Source organism: Variovorax sp. ZS18.2.2 (assembly GCF_024701975.1).
Lineage (GTDB): Bacteria > Pseudomonadota > Gammaproteobacteria > Burkholderiales > Burkholderiaceae_C > Variovorax.
This window is the reverse complement of record NZ_JANLNM010000008.1, coordinates 193,418-211,476: the sequence shown is the minus strand read 5'-3', so window position 1 is coordinate 211,476 and position 18,059 is coordinate 193,418. Positions and strand designations below refer to the sequence as shown.

Sequence of the window (18,059 nt, the reverse complement as noted above, 5' to 3'; positions counted from 1 at the left end):
AGGGTCAGAAGGTGAAGCCGAGGCGGAAGTGCAGGCGGAATTTCTTCGTGTCCACGCCGTAGGCCAGATCAGCCTGCACCGGCCCGACCGGGCTGCGCCAGCGCGCACCCACGCCCACGCCCACCTTGGGCTTGAGATCGCCGGGCTTGTCGGCCACGGCGCCGGCATCGACGAACACCACACTCTCCCATTCGGTGAGCTTGTTGTTGTTGACGAAGGGCCGTTGCCATTCGACGCTCGCCACGCCGAGGTAGCGGCCTGCGACCGTCTGGCCGTCGGCGCGCACGGTGCCGATCTGCTTGTAGCTGTAGCCGCGCACCGTGGTGTCGCCGCCGGTCAGGAACATCAGCGTGGACGGGATCTGCGCGGAGTCTTTTGCCGACACTGCGCCGGCCTCGACGCGCAGCTGCAGGCGGCTGCGGCGCGCGCGCGTTTCGGTGTCCTCGGCCGAGCCGATCGGCAGGATGCCCAGCCCGCGCACATAAGTGCGGGTGAAGGGCGTCTGCTCCCCCGTGAGTGTGTAGCCGGCCGCGAGTTCGAGCGCCAGCGCGTAGCCGCGCGTCGGGGCGGCGTTGTTGTCGAAGTAGCGCCCGGTCCAGCCCCAGTTGGCGGTGACCGCCGAGGCCGAGGGCGGTGCGTTGATGCCGCGGTTCTGCGCGTAGTCGTACTGCAGGAAGTAGCTGCGGTCGATGTGGTCGCTGGACTTGTTGCGCCCGCCGCGCAGCCGCCCGCTGTCGACGATGTAGCTGCCCGATTCCTCGCGCTTGAGTTCGGCGCCGGAGAACCAGCGCCAGCCCTTGTCATCGGGGATCGCGTTCCACTCGGTGCCCAGCGACTTGATGTCGTTGTCCACCGAGAGCCGCGAGACCGCGCGCCAGCCGAGCAGCGGAATCTGGTTGTGGATGTGGTCGATCGACAGGCGCGGGCCGTTGTCGGTGGTGAAGCCGGCCCCCAGCACCACCTTTTGCAGCGGTGCCTCGCGCAGCTGCGCGATGACGGGGGCGGCCAGCGTGTTGCCGCTCTCGGTGTCGAGCGTGAGGAACACCGAGTCGTAATAACCGCTGCTGGCCAGGCGCTGTTGCGCGTCGAGCAGCTTCTGCTGGTCGTAGTCGGTGCCGCTGGGCAGGCGTGCGATGCGGCGTGCGCCGTCGGGGTCGTAGCGCTGCAGGCCACGCAGCACGAGTGGGCCGAACTTGTAGGCGGGGCCGGACTGGTAGGTGACGCTCAGGCGCGCCTCGCTGCGGTCGGCATCGACCTCGGCGCGGCTCACCTCGATGTTGCCGGTGGGGAAGCGCTTGGCCGTGAGGCTGCGCAGCGCGGTGGTCTTGGCGTCGTCCCAGGCCTGCTGGGTGAAGGGCAGGCCCGCGCGCAGGGCCCAGCCGGTGCGGATCGAGTCGCGCTGCGCCTCGGCCGCGGCGTCGTCGGCAATCTCGCCGGCGTAGCTGATCTGCACGTTGCTCACCTTGGTGGGCTCGCCGGGCGCGACGGTGATGACGATCTCGCGCGGGGCCTTGGTGCTTTCGGGCGTCTCGTTGAGTTCGAGCGTCAGCGTGGGCGTGAAGTAGCCGAGGGTGCCGAGCAGTTCGCGCGCATTGGCTTCGGCGGCCACCATGAGGCGGGAGATTTCTGTCGCGCCGAGGTCGTCGAGCTCGCGGTAGCGCTGGATTTCGAGATGGAGCGTGAGGTAGTCGCGGACCGCTTCAGGCCCGCGCACGTCGACGGTGAAGGCATCGCGCGTGTCGGCTTTCTTCTCGTCCTTGCTGTCCTTGGTGGCTGTGCTGTCGGCATCGCCGCTGCGCACCAGGCCCGCGACGGGCTTGCCTTCGGTGCTTTCTTTTTTCGGCAGCAAGCTGCAGCCTTGCAAAAGAAGGACGCCTGAAAAAAGCAAAGCCGGCCACCACGCCGGCGAAGAAACGGATACCACCCTGACCATGGGCGGATTCTGACAGCAAGATTTGCCGGTTCCTGAAGCTTCCGGATACAGGTGGTCTTGTCCGGCTCGTGCGCTACTTGGAGAGCATGCGCATCGCCTCTTCCAGGCCGCGCAGCGTGAGCGGGTACATGCGGTTGGACATGAGCTGCTGCATCACCGCGATGCTCTGCCGGTATTGCCACACGCCCTGGGGCTCGGGGTTGATCCACGCGAACTTCGGGAAGGTGTGCGTCAGGCGCTGGATCCACTCGGCGCCGGCCTCTTCGTTGTTGTACTCGACGCTGCCGCCGGGCTGCAGGATCTCGTAGGGGCTCATGGTCGCGTCGCCGACGAAGATGAGCTTGTAGTCCTTGTTGTACTTGCGCAGGATGTCCCAGGTCGCGAACTTCTCGGAGAAGCGGCGCTTGTTGTTCTTCCACATGAAGTCGTAGACGCAGTTGTGGAAGTAATAGAACTCCAGGTGCTTGAACTCGGTCTTCACGGCCGAGAACAGTTCTTCGACGCGCTGGATGTGCTCGTCCATCGTGCCGCCCACGTCCATCAGCAGCAGCACCTTGACGTTGTTGTGGCGCTCGGGCCGCATCTTGATGTCGAGGTAGCCGGCATTGGCCGCGGTCGAGTGGATGGTGTTGTCCAGGTCCAGCTCTTCCTCGTGGCCTTCGCGCGCGAACTTGCGCAGGCGCCGCAGCGCCACCTTGATGTTGCGCGTGCCCAGCTCCTGGCTGTCGTCGTAATCCTTGTAGGCACGCTGGTCCCACACTTTCACGGCGCTCTTGTTCTTGCCGGCGCCGCCGATGCGGATGCCTTGCGGGTTGTAGCCGCCGTTACCGAAGGGCGAGGTGCCGCCGGTGCCGATCCACTTGCTGCCGCCCTCGTGGCGCTCCTTCTGCTCCTCGAAGCGCTTCTTGAGCGTGTCCATGAGCTCGTCCCAGCCCATCTTCTCGATCTTGGCTTTCTCTTCGGCGGTGAACTCGCGCTCCAGCGTCTTCTTGAGCCAGTCGAGCGGCACTTCCTTGGTGAAGTCGGTGAGCATCTCCACGCCCTTGAAGTAGGCGGCAAAGGCGCGGTCGAACTTGTCGTAGTGCTTCTCGTCCTTCACGAGCGCGGTGCGCGAGAGGTAGTAGAAGTCGTCGATGCCGTAAGCGCCGTCGGAGTTGGGCCCCACCACGTCGGCCTGCAGGGCTTCGAGCAGCGTGAGGTATTCCTTGACGGACACCGGGAGCTTGGCGGAGCGCAATGTGTAGAAGAAATCGATGAGCATGGGGGTCGCTCCTTGTGATTCAGTCGCGCGGCTTGTCGAGCAGGTAGAGCAACTGCGCCTTCACTTCGGGCCATTCGCCCGCGCGGAGGCTGTACATGACGGTGTCGCGGATCGTGCCGTCGCGGCGCATCACGTGGCCACGGATCACGCCATCTTTCTTGGCGCCCAGCCGCTCGATGGCGCGCTGCGAGGCGTAGTTGAAGTTGTCGGTGCGCCAGCCCACCACGTTGCAGCCGAGCGTGTCGAACGCATGCGTGAGCATCAGGAGCTTGCAGGTGGTGTTGACGTGGGTTCGCTGGCAGCGCTCGGCGTACCAGGTGTAGCCGATCTCGACGCGCTTCACACCCGGCAGGATGTCGTGGTAGCTGGTGCTGCCGAGCACGGTGCCGGTGGCCGCTTCGGTCACGGCGAAGGCGAAGCGGTCGGCCGTCTTCAGCGCGGTCTCGATGTAGGCGCGGGTGTTCTCGGGCTCGGGCACGGAGGTGACGCGCAGCTTCCAGAGCTCGCCGTCGGCGGCCGCGGCGCGCAGGCCTTCTTCGTGGTCCAGCGACAGCGGCACCAGGGCCAGGTCGCGGGCCTTCAGCGTGACAGGTTCGACGAACGCCATCTTTCAAACACCCCTGAGGTTCGGTTTTTCAGCTTCTCGGATTGCCGTACTTGCGCACATACCAGGCGCGTGCGATCTGCGCTCCGCCGCCGCCGCCCAGGCCGATCAAGAGGATGCCGAAGATCTCCTTGTTGCCGTAGCCGCCGGCACCGAAGGCATCCAGGCCCAGCAGCAGCCCGACCCAGCGGCCGAGCAGCGCACCCGCGACGAACAGCACCGCCTGGGCCACGCCCAGCTTGAGCAGTTGGCCCGTGGAATGCGGCCGCGGTGATTCGCTCATCGGTTGTTGCGCTGCATGAAGACGAGCTTCTCGAAGAGGGTCACGTCCTGCTCGTTCTTGAGCAGCGCGCCCACCAGCGGCGGCACTGCCACCTTGTCGTCCCTGCTCTGCAGGGCTTCGAGGGGGATGTCTTCGGCGACCAAGAGCTTGAGCCAATCAAGCAGCTCGGAGGTCGAGGGCTTCTTCTTCAGGCCCGGCAGGTTGCGCACGTCGTAGAAGGTCTTCATCGCGGCCGTGAGCAGCTCTTGCTTCAAGCCGGGGAAGTGCACGGCGACGATGTGCTTCATCGTCTCGGCGTCGGGGAACTTGATGTAGTGGAAGAAGCAGCGGCGAAGGAACGCATCGGGCAGCTCCTTCTCGTTGTTGGAGGTGATGAACACCACCGGCCGGTGCTTGGCGCGGATGAGTTCGCGCGTCTCGTAGCAGTAGAACTCCATGCGGTCGATTTCGCGCAGCAGGTCGTTCGGGAATTCGATGTCGGCCTTGTCGATTTCGTCGATGAGGAGGGCCACCGGCTCGTCGGCCGTGAAGGCCTGCCACAGCACGCCCTTGACGATGTAGTTCTGGATGTCCTTCACGCGCTCGCCGCCGTCCACGTCGGAGAGTTGCGAGTCGCGCAGGCGGCTCACCGCATCGTATTCATAGAGGCCCTGCTGTGCCTTGGTGGTCGACTTGATGTGCCACTGCAGCAGCGGCAGACCCAGCGATTGCGCCACTTCCTCGGCCAGCATGGTCTTGCCCGTGCCGGGCTCGCCCTTGACGAGCAGCGGGCGCTTGAGCGTGATGGCGGCGTTGACCGCCAGCATCAGGTCCTGAGTGGCGACGTAGTTGTCTGAGCCCTTGAATTTCATGAGTGAACGCAAGCGAAGTGGAAAGGCGGGGTGGAGAAAAGAACACACTCGATTCGCATCGCACAGCCTCTTGGGCGGCCTCTGCGGGTTCCCGGGGGACCCCTGCATATAATCGAATGTTGATTCGAAAAACTGTATTTCCACGAGATTGTGCGCGCAAAATGAACAAGCTGTTGACCACGATGTTTGCCCTTGCTGTCGCTTGCGTGACGCTCTCGGCACAAGCCCAACAAGTCACTGGCAAGGCCCAGGACGGGGCCAAGAAGGTTCAGATGTGCGTGGGCTGCCACGGCATCATCGGCTACCAGGCCAGCTTCCCCGAAATCCACAAGGTGCCGATGATCGCGGGCCAGAGCGCCACCTACATCGCCGCCGCGCTCACCCAGTACAAGGGCGGCGACCGCAAGCACCCCACCATGCGCGCCATTGCCGATTCGCTCACCGAGCAGGACATCGCCGACGTGGCCGCCTACTACAGCCAGCTGGGCGTGAAGGAAGGCGATGCACCGTCGGCCGCCCTCGCCAAGGCCATGCCCGAGAACATCACCGCGCTGGTCGGCCGCAACGGTCCCGACAACAGCTGCACCAAGTGCCACGGCGCCAACTTCAACACCCCGAACGACGGCACCGTGCCCAAGCTGGCCGGCCAGCACGCCGACTACCTCTTCGTGGCGCTCAAGTCGTACCGCGTCAAGAACAACAGCCACCTGGGCCGCTCGAACGCGGTGATGGCCGGCCAGGTCGAACCCAAGAAGTTCACCAACGCCGAACTCAAGACGCTGGCCAGCTACATCAGCTCGGTGCCCGGCGAACTGAAGACGGTGCCCGAGTCGCGCATCCATCACGCAGCGCAGTAAGCGCTTCGCTTTTCTCGCAACAAAAAAGCCCGCATCGCGCGGGCTTTTTTGTTGGGGATTTCCCTGAGATCAGACGTCGAAGAAGGCCGTCTCGTCCGCGCCCTGCATGCGGATGTCGAAGCGGTAGCTCACCGCGCCGCCTTGCTCCACGCGCTCGGCGATGAGCGTGTGGCGGCGCTCGGCCGGCACGCTCTGCAGCACCGCGTCCTTCGCGTTGGCTGCGGCTTCGTCGCTGAAATACACGCGTGTGAACGCATGCAGCAGCAGCCCGCGCATCAGCACGATCACGTTGATGTGCGGTGCTTCGCCGGGCGCTTGTGCGCCGGGCTTGACCGTGTGGAACACGAAGCGGTTCTGCGCATCGGTGCCGGTGCCGACGCGGCCGAAGGCGCGAAAGCCCAGCGCGCGCGCTTCATCCGGCGTCTGCGGATAGCGGCCTTCGCCATCGGGCTGGCTGATCTCGACCAGCGCGTCGTTGATCGGGTTGCCGTCGCCGTCGATCACCCGGCCTTCCAGGCGGATGCGTTGGCCGGCGGCACCGTCGAGCGCCACGACGGCGTCGAAGGGCTGGTCGAAGTCGTAGCCGTACTGCGTGGCGGTGAGGCCGTAGGCGAAGTAGGGGCCCACGGTCTGGGAGGGGGTCTGGCCGAAGTCGGCTTCCTGTGCGGTCATCAATGACATGGGAATTCCTTTCAGCGGTTCTCGAACGGGGTCTCGTCCGCGCCGCGCAGCACCATGTCGAACTGGTAGCCCAGCGCGTAGCCCTCCTCGGTGATGTCGAGGCTGAAGTCGGCAATCAGCCGGTTGCGGTAGCGCTCGGGGGTGCCGGTGATCATCGGGTCGTACTGCATCAGCGGGTCGCCGGGGAAGTACATCTGCGTGACCAGGCGGCTCGCGAAGCTCTGGCCGAACAGCGACAAGTGGATGTGCTGCGGGCGCCAGGCGTTCGGGTGGTTGCCCCAAGGATAGGCGCCGGGCTTGATGGTGAGGAAGCGGTAGCGGCCTTCGCTGTCGGTGAGGCACCGGCCCGCGCCGAGGAAGTTGGGGTCCAGCGGCGCATCGTGCTGGTCGACCTTGTGCACGTAGCGTCCGGAGGCGTTCGCCTGCCACAGCTCGACCAGCGTGTTGGCGACCGGGCGGCGGCGTTCGTCGAGCACCTGGCCGGTGAGGATCATGCGTTCGCCCAGCGGCTCGCCGTTCTTGCGCGCGTTGCGCGTGAGGTCGTGGTCGAACTCGCCGATGCTGTCGTGGCCGTACACGGGCTGCTGCAGCTCGCCCAGCGAGGCCCTCAGCGGAATCAGCGGCTTCTGCGGGCCGCGCTTCCCGGTGGACTTGTAGCCCGGGTAGATATAGGCGGGGTGGGCTTCCCAGTCGCGCGGGGTGAGCGTGGCGATCGGGCTGTCGGCGCCCTTGGTCTTGGTCAACATGTGCGTTGTCTCCTGTCGTGGGACGAATCGGGAAACCAGGACTTTAGAAGCACCATCCGATGATGTAAATTGAAGATTGCTCCAGTTTTCATAACCAACAGTCATTGAACAACTCCGCCGACCTTCGCCAGGATTTCGTGCGCAACGTGCAGCTGCGGCACCTGCGCGCCTTCGTCGCCGTGGCGCAGGAGCGTCACCTGGCGCGCGCGGCGTCGCGGCTCGCGTTGAGCCAGCCAGCGGTGTCGAAGACGCTCTCGGAGCTCGAAGCCATCGTGGGCACGCGCCTGGTCGACCGCAGCCAGGCCGGCCGCCGCGGGGTGCAGGGGCTCACGCCGGCCGGCGAGCAACTGCTGGCGCATGCGCTGCGTGTGCTCGAAGCGCTCGACGCCAGCGCCGAGGCGGTGGCACCGACGGCCGGCGGCCGCATCGAGCGCCTGCGCATCGGCGCGCTGCCGAGCGTGGCGCCGGCGCTGCTGCCGCCGGCGCTGGTGCGGCTGCGGGCGCACTGGCCCGCCGCGCAGATCGCCGTGAAGAGCGCCGCCAACGCGGTACTGCTCGACGAGCTGCGCGCCGGCGAGCTCGACCTGGTGGTGGGCCGCATGAGCGATCCGCGCCTGATGGGGGGCCTGAGCTTCGAGCTGCTGTACACCGAGCCGCTGGTGTTCGCGGTGCGCGCCGGGCATCCGCTCGCGCTCAAGCCGGTGCCCGTGCAGGCGGTGCTCGACTATCCGCTGGTGGTGTACGGCGAGGGCACGATCCCGCGCCACAACACCGAGAGCTTCCTGTCGGCGCGCGGCCTGGTGCTGCCGACCCATGCGCTGCAGACGCTCGACGTGGGTGTGGCGTGTGCGCTGGTGGCGGTGTCCGATGCGGTCTGGATCACGCCGCTCGGCGCCGCGCGCGGTGAACTGGCAGAAGGCCGGCTCGTGCGCTTGCGCATCGACACCGCGGGGACGGAGGAGCCGGTCGGCCTGCTCTTGCGCAGCGATGCCGAGGCGTCGTCATTGCGCATGGCGATGGCCGCGTTGCTGCGCGAAGGCGCGAAGCAGCAAGGTGCGTTGCCGCCGCGAGGTAGGCAGAAACCCTGATCAGTCTTTCGTGGCTCGGCGCTGCACACAGGCCACGTAACCCTCGCCATCGGGCGGGCGCCCTGCGCGCTGGCTCTCCCACATCATCTGGCCGAGGCAATCCATCGCCTCGTGATGCGCATGCAGCAGCGAGCCGCGTCGCGCGGCCAGCAGCTCGACGGCCTGGCGAATGCCGCGCGGCTGGTCGATGGAGCACTGCTCGCTGATCGACAGATGCATCGACAAATGAAGGAACGGGTTCTCGCGCCCGTTCGATCCGTCGTACACGCGCGCCACCGCGGCATCGGCATCGGCCAGGTCCTCGTGGTACTCGGGGTGTTCGTCGATCCAGCCGGCGGCGATGGTCTCGAGCGCTTCCATCGGAAGGCCCTGCCGGTGCTTGGCGTACACGTCGCAGAAGAAGCGGCGCACGTCTTCCTGGGAGGGGTTGAACATATATATAGACAAGAAGAAGAGAGTGAAGAAAGCGTGTGGAGGAAGTCGCTCCAAAGGCCACCGCGAACCGGCTTGCGCAGCACCCGGAACACACGCGGCGTTCCGGGTACGGGGCGTTACATCGTTACGTAACGAATCGCGGAATGACCTCCTTACGCGCTGTTTCGATGTGCGGTTGCGCCGACGTTTTTCAAAAAATTTCTCATGTAAATCAACGACTTGAATCGTTAACGGAGCCTCGCTGGCAAGGCCTGCAAAAAGCGGCACGCAAGTTGCCCCTGTACATGCATCTTTTGTCACAGAGGCTGCCATGAACGCTCCACAAGCATCGACCGATTCGACCGAAGGACTTGCTGCAACCAGCGCAGCTCCTGTGGTTCTCGCCCAGGCCACCGTCACTCCGCTAGGCAGCCCTGCCGCGATGAGTTCGATGGCTTCCGCAGCCCCTTCCGGGCCTGCCAGCATCGGCACATTGTCCAATGCTACGCCCGGCACTGCCGTGATGCGCGACGGTGTCCGCATCCCGGTGGATGGCAACCAGACCCTGATCGCGGGCGATCGCGTGATCGTTCCGCAAGACGGGCATGCCAACGTGCTGTTCCCCGGCTCGGCTTCCAACAAGGCGCCGCTGGCTGGCGTCTTCACCGGTGGCACCGATGCGACCATCGGCTCGACCAAGCTGCCCGGCGGCCTCGAACAAGTGAATGTGGATGTGGCTTCCGGTGACCTGCAGGTCACTCCGCCCGACAGCGATGCGGATGCAGCCGCGCTGGCCGTGACCAAGAAGCTTGCTGCCGGCAGCGGCATTGGCCTCGGCGAATTCGCGCTGGGTGCATTGGGTGCTGCGGCACTGGGCGCTGCGCTGAGCGGTGGTAGCGATGGCGGCAGCAGCGGCGTGCCGTTCCTGGTTCCTGGCCTGGGCGATGGCGGCGATGCGGATGCCGACGCGGATGCGGACGCCGATGCGGATGCTGACGGTGATGCAGACGCTGATGCCGACGCCGATGCTGACGCTGACGCTGACGCTGACGCTGATGCAGATGCCGATGCCGATGCCGATGCCGATGCCGATGCCGATGCCGATGCCGATGCAGACGCCGATGCCGATGCCGATGCCGATGCAGACGCCGATGCAGACGCCGATGCAGACGCCGATGCCGATGCCGATGCAGACGCCGATGCCGATGCCGACGCCGACGCCGATGCCGACGCCGACGCCGACGCTGATGCCGATGCCGATGCCGATGCCGATGCCGACGCCGATGCCGACGCCGACGCCGATGCCGACGCCGACGCCGACGCTGATGCCGATGCCGATGCCGATGCCGATGCCGACGCCGATGCCGATGCCGATGCCGATGCGGATGCGGATGCGGATGCGGATGCTGATGCTGATGCTGATGCTGATGCTGACGCCGATGCAGACGCCGACGCTGATGCAGATGCTGATGCAGACGCAGACCACCTGCTCGATCCAGGCGACGGCCTCGTCCACGGCGTGATCGGTGCCATCGACGACACCCTCGGCCTGGGCGGCGTCCTGACACCGGTGTCCTCGGTGGTCGACGGTGTGACCGATGTGGTGGACAGCGTGCTGGCTCCGCTACTCGGTTCCGAATTCACGCCGAACGACCCCAACGAGTTCGACCCGGTCGACAACCTCGTGGGCAGCATCACCGACCCGCTCGGCGAAACGCTGAGCCCGATCGTGGACGGCCTGCTCGGTGCCGGTGTGACCGACGCGATCTTTGATCAACTCCTGGGCCAGATCGACTACGTGACCGACGGCCTGCACAACCTGCTCGCCGGTGACGGCCCGCTCGGCGGCCTGACCGCCGGCCTCGGCCTGGACGGCCTGCTGGGCGAAGACGGCATCGTCGGCGGCCTGCTCGACGGCGTGCTGGGCGAGGACGGCCTGATCGGTGGCCTGCTCGGCGAAGACGGTCTGGTCGGCGGCCTGCTGGGCGAAGACGGTCTCGTCGGTGGCCTGATCGGCGACGGCAGCGCCCTGGGTGGCCTGCTCGGCAATGTGCTGGGCGACGACGGCCTCCTGGGCGGCCTGCTCGGTGAAGACGGCGCGCTTGGCGGTGTCCTCGGTGGTGTGCTCGGTGCCGACGGCCTGCTGGGCAGCCTGATCGGCGAAGACAGCGCCCTCGGCGGCCTGCTTGGCGACGACGGCCTCGTCGGCGGTCTCCTCGGTGAAGACGGCGTGCTCGGCAACCTGCTGGGCGAGGGCGGTCTGGCCGGTGGCCTGCTGGGTTCCGACGGCCTGCTGGGCGGCCTGCTCGGTGAAGACGGCCTGATCGGCGGTCTCCTGGGTGAAGACGGTCTGCTGGGCGGCGTGCTCGGCGGCGAAGACGGCTTGCTGGGTGGCCTCCTCGGTGAGGACGGTCTCCTGGGCGGCCTGCTCGGCGACGACGGCATCGTGGGCGGCCTGCTCGGTGAAGACGGACTCCTCGGCAGCGACGGCCTCCTGGGCGGCCTGCTGGGCAGCGACGGTCTGGTCGGCGGTCTGCTCGGCGACGACGGGCTCCTCGGTGGTTTGCTGGGTGACGACGGCATCGTCGGCGGCCTGCTCGGTGAAGACGGTCTGCTGGGCGGTGTGCTCGGTGAAGACGGTCTCGTCGGCGGCCTGCTCGGCAGCGACGGCCTGGTGGGTGGCCTGCTCGGCGACGACGGCCTCCTCGGTGGCCTGCTGGGTGACGACGGTCTGGTTGGCGGCCTCCTCGGCAGCGACGGCCTTGTCGGCGGTCTGCTCGGACCGGACGGCCTGGCTGGCGGCCTGCTCGGCGAAGACGGCATCGTGGGTGGCCTGATCGGTGAAGACGGCCTCCTGGGCGGTCTGCTCGGCGGCATCCTGGACGGCATCGGCGGCGGCAACCCCGGCACGCCTGGCGGCCCGGCCCTGCTCGATCCGGTCGACAGCATCGTGGGCGGCATCGCCAACGGTCTGAACAACGGCGTGCTCGGCGACCTGGGCCTGGGCGACCTGCTGACCCCGGTGGTCGGCCTCACCGACAACGTCACCGACGTGGTCGACGGCCTGCTGGCCCCGATCTTCGGCGACGTGTTCACCCCGAACAACCCCAACGTCCTCGACCCGGTCGACGGCGTGGTGGGTCAGGTGACGGATGGCGTGAGCGGCCTGCTGAGCCCGCTGACCGACCAGCTGCTCGGCGCGGGAACGACGGCGGCGCTGCTGAATGCGGTGGACACGCAAGTGGACTTCCTCACCGACGGCGTGGCGAACCTGCTGAACGGCGACGGTCTGCTCGGCGGTGTGCTGGGTGACGACGGCCTGCTGGGCGGCTTGCTCGGTGGCGACGGCGGTCTCCTCGGCGGCGTACTGGGTGACGACGGCCTGCTGGGCGGCTTGCTCGGTGGCGACGGCGGTCTCCTCGGCGGCGTACTGGGTGACGACGGTCTGCTGGGCGGCTTGCTCGGTGGCGACGGTGGTCTCCTCGGCGGCGTCCTGGGTGACGACGGTCTGCTGGGTGGCCTGCTTGGCGGCGACGGCGGTCTCCTCGGCGGTGTCCTGGGTGAAGACGGTCTGCTGGGCGGCCTGCTTGGCGGCGACGGCGGCCTCCTCGGCGGCGTGCTGGGTGAAGACGGTCTGCTGGGTGGCCTGCTTGGCGGTGACGGCGGTCTCCTCGGCGGTGTCCTGGGTGAAGACGGTCTGCTGGGTGGCCTGCTCGGTGGTGATGGCGGTCTCCTCGGCGGTGTCCTGGGTGAAGACGGTCTGCTGGGTGGCCTGCTCGGCGGTGACGGTGGCCTCCTCGGCGGCATCCTCGGCGACGACGGCCTCGTAGGCGGCCTGCTGGGTGACGACGGCTTGCTGGGCGGCTTGCTCGGCGGCGACGGTGGTCTCCTTGGCGGTGTCCTGGGCGATGACGGTCTGCTGGGCGGTCTGCTCGGTGGTGACGGTGGTCTTCTCGGCGGCATCCTCGGCGACGACGGCCTCGTAGGCGGCCTGCTGGGTGACGACGGCTTGCTGGGCGGTTTGCTCGGCGGCGACGGTGGTCTGCTCGGCGGTGTCCTGGGTGACGACGGTCTGCTGGGCGGCCTGCTCGGCGGCGACGGCGGTCTGCTCGGCGGTGTCCTGGGTGACGACGGTCTGCTGGGTGGCCTGCTCGGTGGCGACGGTGGTCTCCTCGGCGGTGTGCTGGGTGACGACGGTCTGCTGGGTGGCCTGCTCGGTGGCGACGGTGGTCTCCTCGGCGGTGTGCTGGGTGACGACGGTCTGCTGGGCGGTTTGCTCGGCGGCGACGGCGGTCTCCTCGGCGGTGTCCTGGGTGACGACGGCCTGCTGGGCGGCTTGCTCGGCGGTGACGGCGGGCTCCTTGGCGGCGTCCTGGGTGATGACGGTCTGCTGGGCGGCCTGCTCGGTGGCGACGGTGGCCTGCTTGGCGGCATCCTCGGCGACGACGGCCTCGTAGGCGGTCTGTTGGGTGACGACGGTCTGCTGGGCGGTTTGCTCGGCGGCGACGGTGGTCTCCTTGGCGGCCTCCTCGGTGACGACGGCCTGCTGGGCGGCGTCCTCGGTGGTGACGGCGGCTTGCTCGGCGGCATCCTGGGCGACGACGGCCTCGTAGGCGGTCTGTTGGGTGACGACGGTCTGCTGGGCGGTTTGCTCGGCGGCGACGGTGGTCTCCTTGGCGGCCTCCTCGGTGACGACGGCCTCCTGGGCGGTGTCCTCGGCGGCGACGGCGGCTTGCTCGGCGGCATCCTGGGTGACGACGGCCTGCTGGGCGGCGTCCTCGGCGGTGACGGTGGCTTGCTCGGCGGCATCCTGGGTGACGACGGCCTGCTGGGCGGTGTCCTCGGCGGTGACGGCGGCTTGCTCGGCGGCATCCTGGGTGACGACGGCCTGCTGGGCGGTGTCCTCGGCGGTGACGGCGGCCTGCTCGGCGGCATCCTGGGTGACGACGGCCTGCTGGGCGGTGTCCTCGGCGGTGACGGCGGCTTGCTCGGCGGCATCCTGGGTGACGACGGCCTCCTGGGCGGTGTCCTCGGTGGTGACGGCGGCCTGCTCGGCGGCGTCCTGGGTGACGACGGCATCGTCGGCGGCCTGCTCGGCAACGACGGCCTGGTCGGCGGCCTCCTGGGCGACGACGGTCTCGTGGGCAACCTGCTCGGCAACGACGGCCTCGTCGGCAGCCTGCTGGGTCAGGACGGTCTGGTGGGTGGATTGCTCGGCGGCCTCCTGGGCAGCGACGGTCCGGTCGCCAACATCCTGCAGCCGGTCTCCGAACTGGCAGGCAGCCTGACGGACACGGTCGCTCCGATCGTCGCCACGGTGGCGGGTGCCGCTACCAGCGTGGTCGAGCCGGTGGCCGACATCCTGGCCGGTGCAACGGGTGCGGTGGCACCGGTGGTCGACACAGTGGCCACCGTGGTGAACACGGTCGACCATGCAGTCACCCCGCTGGTGACCGACATCGTGACCCCGATCACCAGCCTGGTCGAACACGCGGTGTCGCCGGTGACGAACATCCTGCACGGCCTGCTGGGTTGATGGACAGACAAAAGAGAGAGCGAAGGAGAGAGGGGAACTGCAGCACAGGGACAGGCCGGCCACCGGCCTGTCCCGCGAAAGGATCGATATGAAAAAGAATTTCCGGATACTGGCCATCGTTGCGCTCGGGGCCAGCCTCGTCGCCTGCGGTACGGGGCCCAGGAGCGGTCGCGACGATGCGACCTACTACTACTCGAACAAGGGCGCGGCCGCGGTGGCCAAGGTGGAGCCGGCGCCCCCCGCGCCGTTGCAGAACGGCCCGGCCGGCGTGCCGAAGATCGTGTATTTCGACTTCGACAAATACAACATCCGCACGCAGGACCAGCGGATCGTGGAAGCGCATGCGAGCTTCCTGAAGAACCGCTCGACGAGCCGCGTGGTCATCGAAGGCCACACCGACTCGCGTGGCGGCCGCGAATACAACCTCGCGCTGGGGCAGCGCCGTTCGGAGTCGGTGCAACGGGCGCTCACGCAGCTCGGCGTGCCGGCCGAGCGTGTCGAAGCCATCAGCTGGGGCATCGAAAAGCCCGCGTCCCTGGAAACCACCGAGGAGGGCTACCAGCTCAATCGCCGCGCCGAATTCAGCTACCGCTGAAACCGGAGCCCAAGCGATGACGTCGAAGGCAACAGTCTCCGGTCAGCGATTCCGTCGTCCTAGCGAGAGCAGATAGATGACGGACGCAGCCGGTCTCCCGCACTCGATCGGGGCCGAATGATGTCCTTTTCAGACCAGCTCCACGCTTGCCACGAACGCCTTGCGTCGGTGTGCGCGGCGCTGCCTGCCCCTTACCCCGCGTTCACGCTGTTCTTCTCGGTGAGCGACGGTTCGCAGCGCGCGCACGTCGTGCATGCGCGGGCCGCCGAGTTCGAGACCGCATGGCGCGAAGGCGCCGACCTCGTCGAAGGCTGGGTGCGCGACCACGGCGTGGTGTCGCCGTGGCTGCGCATCGACTGGGTCGAGGGCGCGAGCCCGATGGACTGGGCGCAGTTCAAGACCCAGCTCACCGCCGTCAAGCGCAACTACTTCCGCCTCGGCCTGGCTTTCGATAAAGACTTCGAGATCGCCTTCACCGAGCAGGAGCTCAACGCCAACGCGATGCTCGCCGGCGACTCGACCATTGCGCATGCGGTGATGAACCCGCGCAACTTCGAGGCCTACGGCCAGGCGCGCTTCCAGCGCACGCTCGCGCTGGACATGCCGACGGACCACCCGGTCTATCTGCTCGCGACCGTGGGCGTGTTCTGCCAGCCCGACGGCGTGGTGCACAAGCTCATCGGCACAGGGCTCGATGCGGGCCGCCGCCAGTTGCCGGCGCTGAATCCGCAGTCGGCGATGGACCTCGTGCGCAGCGGCTCGGCCTACCTCGCGCGCCAGGTGCAGAGCGACGGGCTCTTCGTGTACGGCTACTTCCCGTGCTTCGACCGCCGCATCCCGACCTACGACGCAATGCGCCATGCGAGCGCGATCCACGCCATGCTCGAAGCATGGGAGGTCACGCGCGACGAAACCCTGCGCTCGGCCATCGACCGCGCGCTCGACCACCTCACCAACTGGCTGATCCGCGACTACCAGCTCGCCGACGGCAGCGAGGTGGCCTTTCTTGTCGACACCGGCGGCGAGATCAAGCTCGGCGGCAACGCGGCCTGCGTGCTCGCGCTGGTGAAGTACTGCGAGCTGGTGGACACGCGCCGCTGGCTGCCGCTTCTGGAAAAGCTGGCGCTGGGCATCGTGTCGCTGCAGGACCCGGCCACCGGCCGCTTCAACCATGTGCTGCACGCCACCGACCTGGCGGTGAAGCAGGCGTCGCGCGTCATCTACTACGACGGCGAGGCCGCCTACGGACTCATGCGCCTCTATGGCCTCACGCGCGATGCGCGCTGGCTGGCGGCGGTCGAGAAGGCCTTCGACCATTTCATCGCGAGCCAGCACTGGCAGGCGCACGACCACTGGTTGAGCTGCTGCGTCAACGAGCTCACGCACTGGAGCCCGCAAGAGAAGTACTTCCGCTTCGGGCTGCAGAACGTCGCGGGTTACCTCGACTTCGTGCTCGACCGCAAGACCACCTTCCCGACGCTGCTCGGACTCATGCTCGCCGCGCAGCAGATGCTCCAGCGGCTCGAAGGCATGCCCGCGATGCGGCACCTGCTCGACGAGCTGGACACCGAGAAGTTCTACCGCGCGCTCGACTACCGCGCCCACTACCTGCTCAACGGTTTCTTCTGGCCGGAGGTGGCGATGTACTTCCGGCGGCCGTCCACCGTCGTCGGCTCCTTCTTCATCCGGCACCACGCGTTCCGCGTGCGCATCGACGACGTCGAGCAGTACGTATCGGGCTTCGCGTCGTACCACCGCTTCCTGCTCGAGCGCCGCGTGTCGCTGGGCGTGAGCAGCGCGGTCGGCAGCCCCCGGGACGACGGCGCCACCTGGACCGCGAGCGAGATGGCGCGCGTGACCAGCGGCGAATGGGTGGTGCGCCCCGAAGACGGCTGGCGCGCCAGCGGCGTGACGCAGCGCTCCTTCATGCGCAAGGGCCGCGTGGTGTTCGAGAACCAGACGCGCCCCTCGAAGACGCCGCTCGCGGCCGTCACGCTCAAGGGCGTGCTGCAGCCGGCCGCGGCCGTGCTGTGCACCGACCCCAAGCCGCACCTGGACAAGCGCGTGCCGGTGCTCAAGGTGCCCAACGTGCTGCAGGCCGTGCTGCAGCTGGGCGAGCATGCGCGCACCGAATTCACCGGCCGCGTCTGCGGCGTGCTGGGCAACGGCACCGGCAGCAGCACCGTGGCCGCCATGATGGCCGGCGCGCTCACCGTGTGGGGCGAAGTCGGACAGCCCGAAGGCAACATCAGCCTGCCCTCGGGCATCGCCTGGAACCTCACCTGCATGCCGCGGCATGCGGCTTACTGGGTGCTGGAGATGGGCACCTCGCACATGCCCGCGTCGTCGCAACTGGTGCGGCCTTCGCTGGTGGTGGTGACGGGGCTCTCGGCCGCATCGCAGAAGCACCGCGGTCCCTCGGAAGCCGCCGCGCGCATGGACGCCCGGATCTTCCAGGGCATGGCCGCCGGCGACAGCGTGGTGCTCAACCGCGACATGCCCGACTTCGCGACCTTCGCCGAAGCCGCGATGGCGCACCAGCTGCAGATCGTGACCTACGGCGAGCACAAGGACGCCGACGTGCGCCTCCTGGCCTTCGACCACGGCGAGGTGCAGGCGCAGGTGGCGGGCGAGCCCTTCCAGCTGCGGCTCAACGCGCCGGGTCGCCACATGGGCGCGAGCGCCGTCGCCGCGCTCGGCGCGCTGCAGGCGCTGCGCCTGCCGCTGGCCGCGGCGGTCGAGCCCTTCGCGCACTTCGAGCCGCCGGGCGGACGCGGCGCGCTGCACACCATCCACATCGGCGGCGGAAGCTTCAAGCTGATCGACGAGACCTACGACGCCAACCCGAGCTCGATGCGGGCGGCACTCGAATTGCTGTCACAAGCCCCCTGCGAACCTGCACGACGTGTCGCCATCCTCGGCGACATGCAGGAGCTGGGTCCCGCGGCGCAACGCCATCACCTCGACCTGGAGGAAGAGTTGCTGGCGTCGCAGCCCGACCGGGTGCTGCTGTGCGGTCCGCTCATGCGGGCGCTGCACGCGAGCATCCGTACCAAGGTCCGTTCGCACTGGTTCGTGGACGTGTCGGATCTGTCGACTGCACTGGGCGGTCTGCTGCAACCGGGCGACTGGGTGCTGGCCAAGAGTTCTGCGGGTGTCGGTCTGTCCCGGCTCGCCCGGGTTTTGAAAGCACTGCCATGAGATGGAATG

The 18,059-nt window shown here is 67.7% G+C and carries 13 protein-coding genes; 5 read left to right on the top strand and 8 right to left on the bottom strand.

Annotation, left to right across the window (positions count from 1 at the left end):
• Nucleotides 1–4: 4 nt before the first annotated feature.
• The 5 genes from NU688_RS26495 to NU688_RS26475 all read right to left on the bottom strand — a co-directional run bounded on the left by NU688_RS26495 (nt 5) and on the right by NU688_RS26475 (nt 4,932).
• Nucleotides 5–1,933 carry an autotransporter assembly complex family protein gene (locus NU688_RS26495; protein ID WP_257863852.1) on the bottom strand — a complete coding sequence of 643 codons (1,929 nt, stop codon included), beginning with the start codon at nt 1,931–1,933 and terminating at the stop codon, nt 5–7.
• A 73-nt stretch (nt 1,934–2,006) separates the two neighbouring features.
• Nucleotides 2,007–3,194: a VWA domain-containing protein gene (locus tag NU688_RS26490; RefSeq protein WP_257863851.1), complete on the bottom strand. Its 1,188-nt coding sequence runs from the start codon at nt 3,192–3,194 to the stop codon at nt 2,007–2,009.
• 19 nt (nt 3,195–3,213) lie between these two features.
• On the bottom strand, nt 3,214–3,801 hold the full coding sequence (locus NU688_RS26485; RefSeq protein ID WP_257863850.1) for a GNAT family N-acetyltransferase: 588 nt from the start codon (nt 3,799–3,801) through the stop codon (nt 3,214–3,216).
• A 28-nt stretch (nt 3,802–3,829) separates the two neighbouring features.
• Nucleotides 3,830–4,081: a hypothetical protein gene (locus NU688_RS26480; RefSeq protein WP_257863849.1), complete on the bottom strand. Its 252-nt coding sequence runs from the start codon at nt 4,079–4,081 to the stop codon at nt 3,830–3,832.
• On the bottom strand, nt 4,078–4,932 hold the full coding sequence (locus NU688_RS26475) for a MoxR family ATPase (protein WP_257863848.1): 855 nt from the start codon (nt 4,930–4,932) through the stop codon (nt 4,078–4,080). Before NU688_RS26475 ends, NU688_RS26480 begins: the two co-directional genes overlap by 4 nt.
• 161 nt (nt 4,933–5,093) lie before the next feature.
• Here NU688_RS26475 and NU688_RS26470 point away from each other — a divergent pair, with 161 nt between their 5' ends.
• Nucleotides 5,094–5,789, top strand: coding sequence for a cytochrome c (locus NU688_RS26470; protein ID WP_257863847.1), 696 nt, complete (start codon nt 5,094–5,096; stop codon nt 5,787–5,789).
• Between the two features lie 69 nt (nt 5,790–5,858).
• Here NU688_RS26470 and pcaG read toward each other — a convergent pair whose 3' ends face one another.
• Nucleotides 5,859–6,470 carry a protocatechuate 3,4-dioxygenase subunit alpha gene (gene pcaG / locus NU688_RS26465; RefSeq protein ID WP_257863846.1) on the bottom strand — a complete coding sequence of 204 codons (612 nt, stop codon included), beginning with the start codon at nt 6,468–6,470 and terminating at the stop codon, nt 5,859–5,861.
• An 11-nt stretch (nt 6,471–6,481) separates the two neighbouring features.
• On the bottom strand, nt 6,482–7,216 hold the full coding sequence (gene pcaH / locus NU688_RS26460) for a protocatechuate 3,4-dioxygenase subunit beta (protein ID WP_257863845.1): 735 nt from the start codon (nt 7,214–7,216) through the stop codon (nt 6,482–6,484).
• Nucleotides 7,217–7,320: 104 nt separating this feature from the next.
• Here pcaH and NU688_RS26455 point away from each other — a divergent pair, with 104 nt between their 5' ends.
• Nucleotides 7,321–8,304: a LysR substrate-binding domain-containing protein gene (locus NU688_RS26455; RefSeq protein ID WP_257863844.1), complete on the top strand. Its 984-nt coding sequence runs from the start codon at nt 7,321–7,323 to the stop codon at nt 8,302–8,304.
• On the opposite strand, the gene NU688_RS26450 is transcribed toward NU688_RS26455, so the two are convergent.
• Nucleotides 8,305–8,739, bottom strand: coding sequence for a DUF1841 family protein (locus tag NU688_RS26450; RefSeq protein WP_007838777.1), 435 nt, complete (start codon nt 8,737–8,739; stop codon nt 8,305–8,307).
• A 502-nt stretch (nt 8,740–9,241) separates the two neighbouring features.
• On the opposite strand from NU688_RS26450, the gene NU688_RS26445 reads away from it, so the two are divergent.
• The 3 genes from NU688_RS26445 (at nt 9,242) to NU688_RS26435 (ending at nt 18,050) form a co-directional block, all read left to right on the top strand.
• On the top strand, nt 9,242–14,254 hold the full coding sequence (locus NU688_RS26445; RefSeq protein WP_374684695.1) for a hypothetical protein: 5,013 nt from the start codon (nt 9,242–9,244) through the stop codon (nt 14,252–14,254).
• Between the two features lie 88 nt (nt 14,255–14,342).
• Nucleotides 14,343–14,849 (top strand): OmpA family protein, encoded by a 507-nt coding sequence (locus tag NU688_RS26440; RefSeq protein ID WP_257863842.1) that lies wholly within the window; start codon nt 14,343–14,345, stop codon nt 14,847–14,849.
• Nucleotides 14,850–14,966: 117 nt separating this feature from the next.
• On the top strand, nt 14,967–18,050 hold the full coding sequence (locus NU688_RS26435; protein ID WP_257863841.1) for a UDP-N-acetylmuramoyl-tripeptide--D-alanyl-D-alanine ligase: 3,084 nt from the start codon (nt 14,967–14,969) through the stop codon (nt 18,048–18,050).
• Nucleotides 18,051–18,059: the final 9 nt, after the last annotated feature.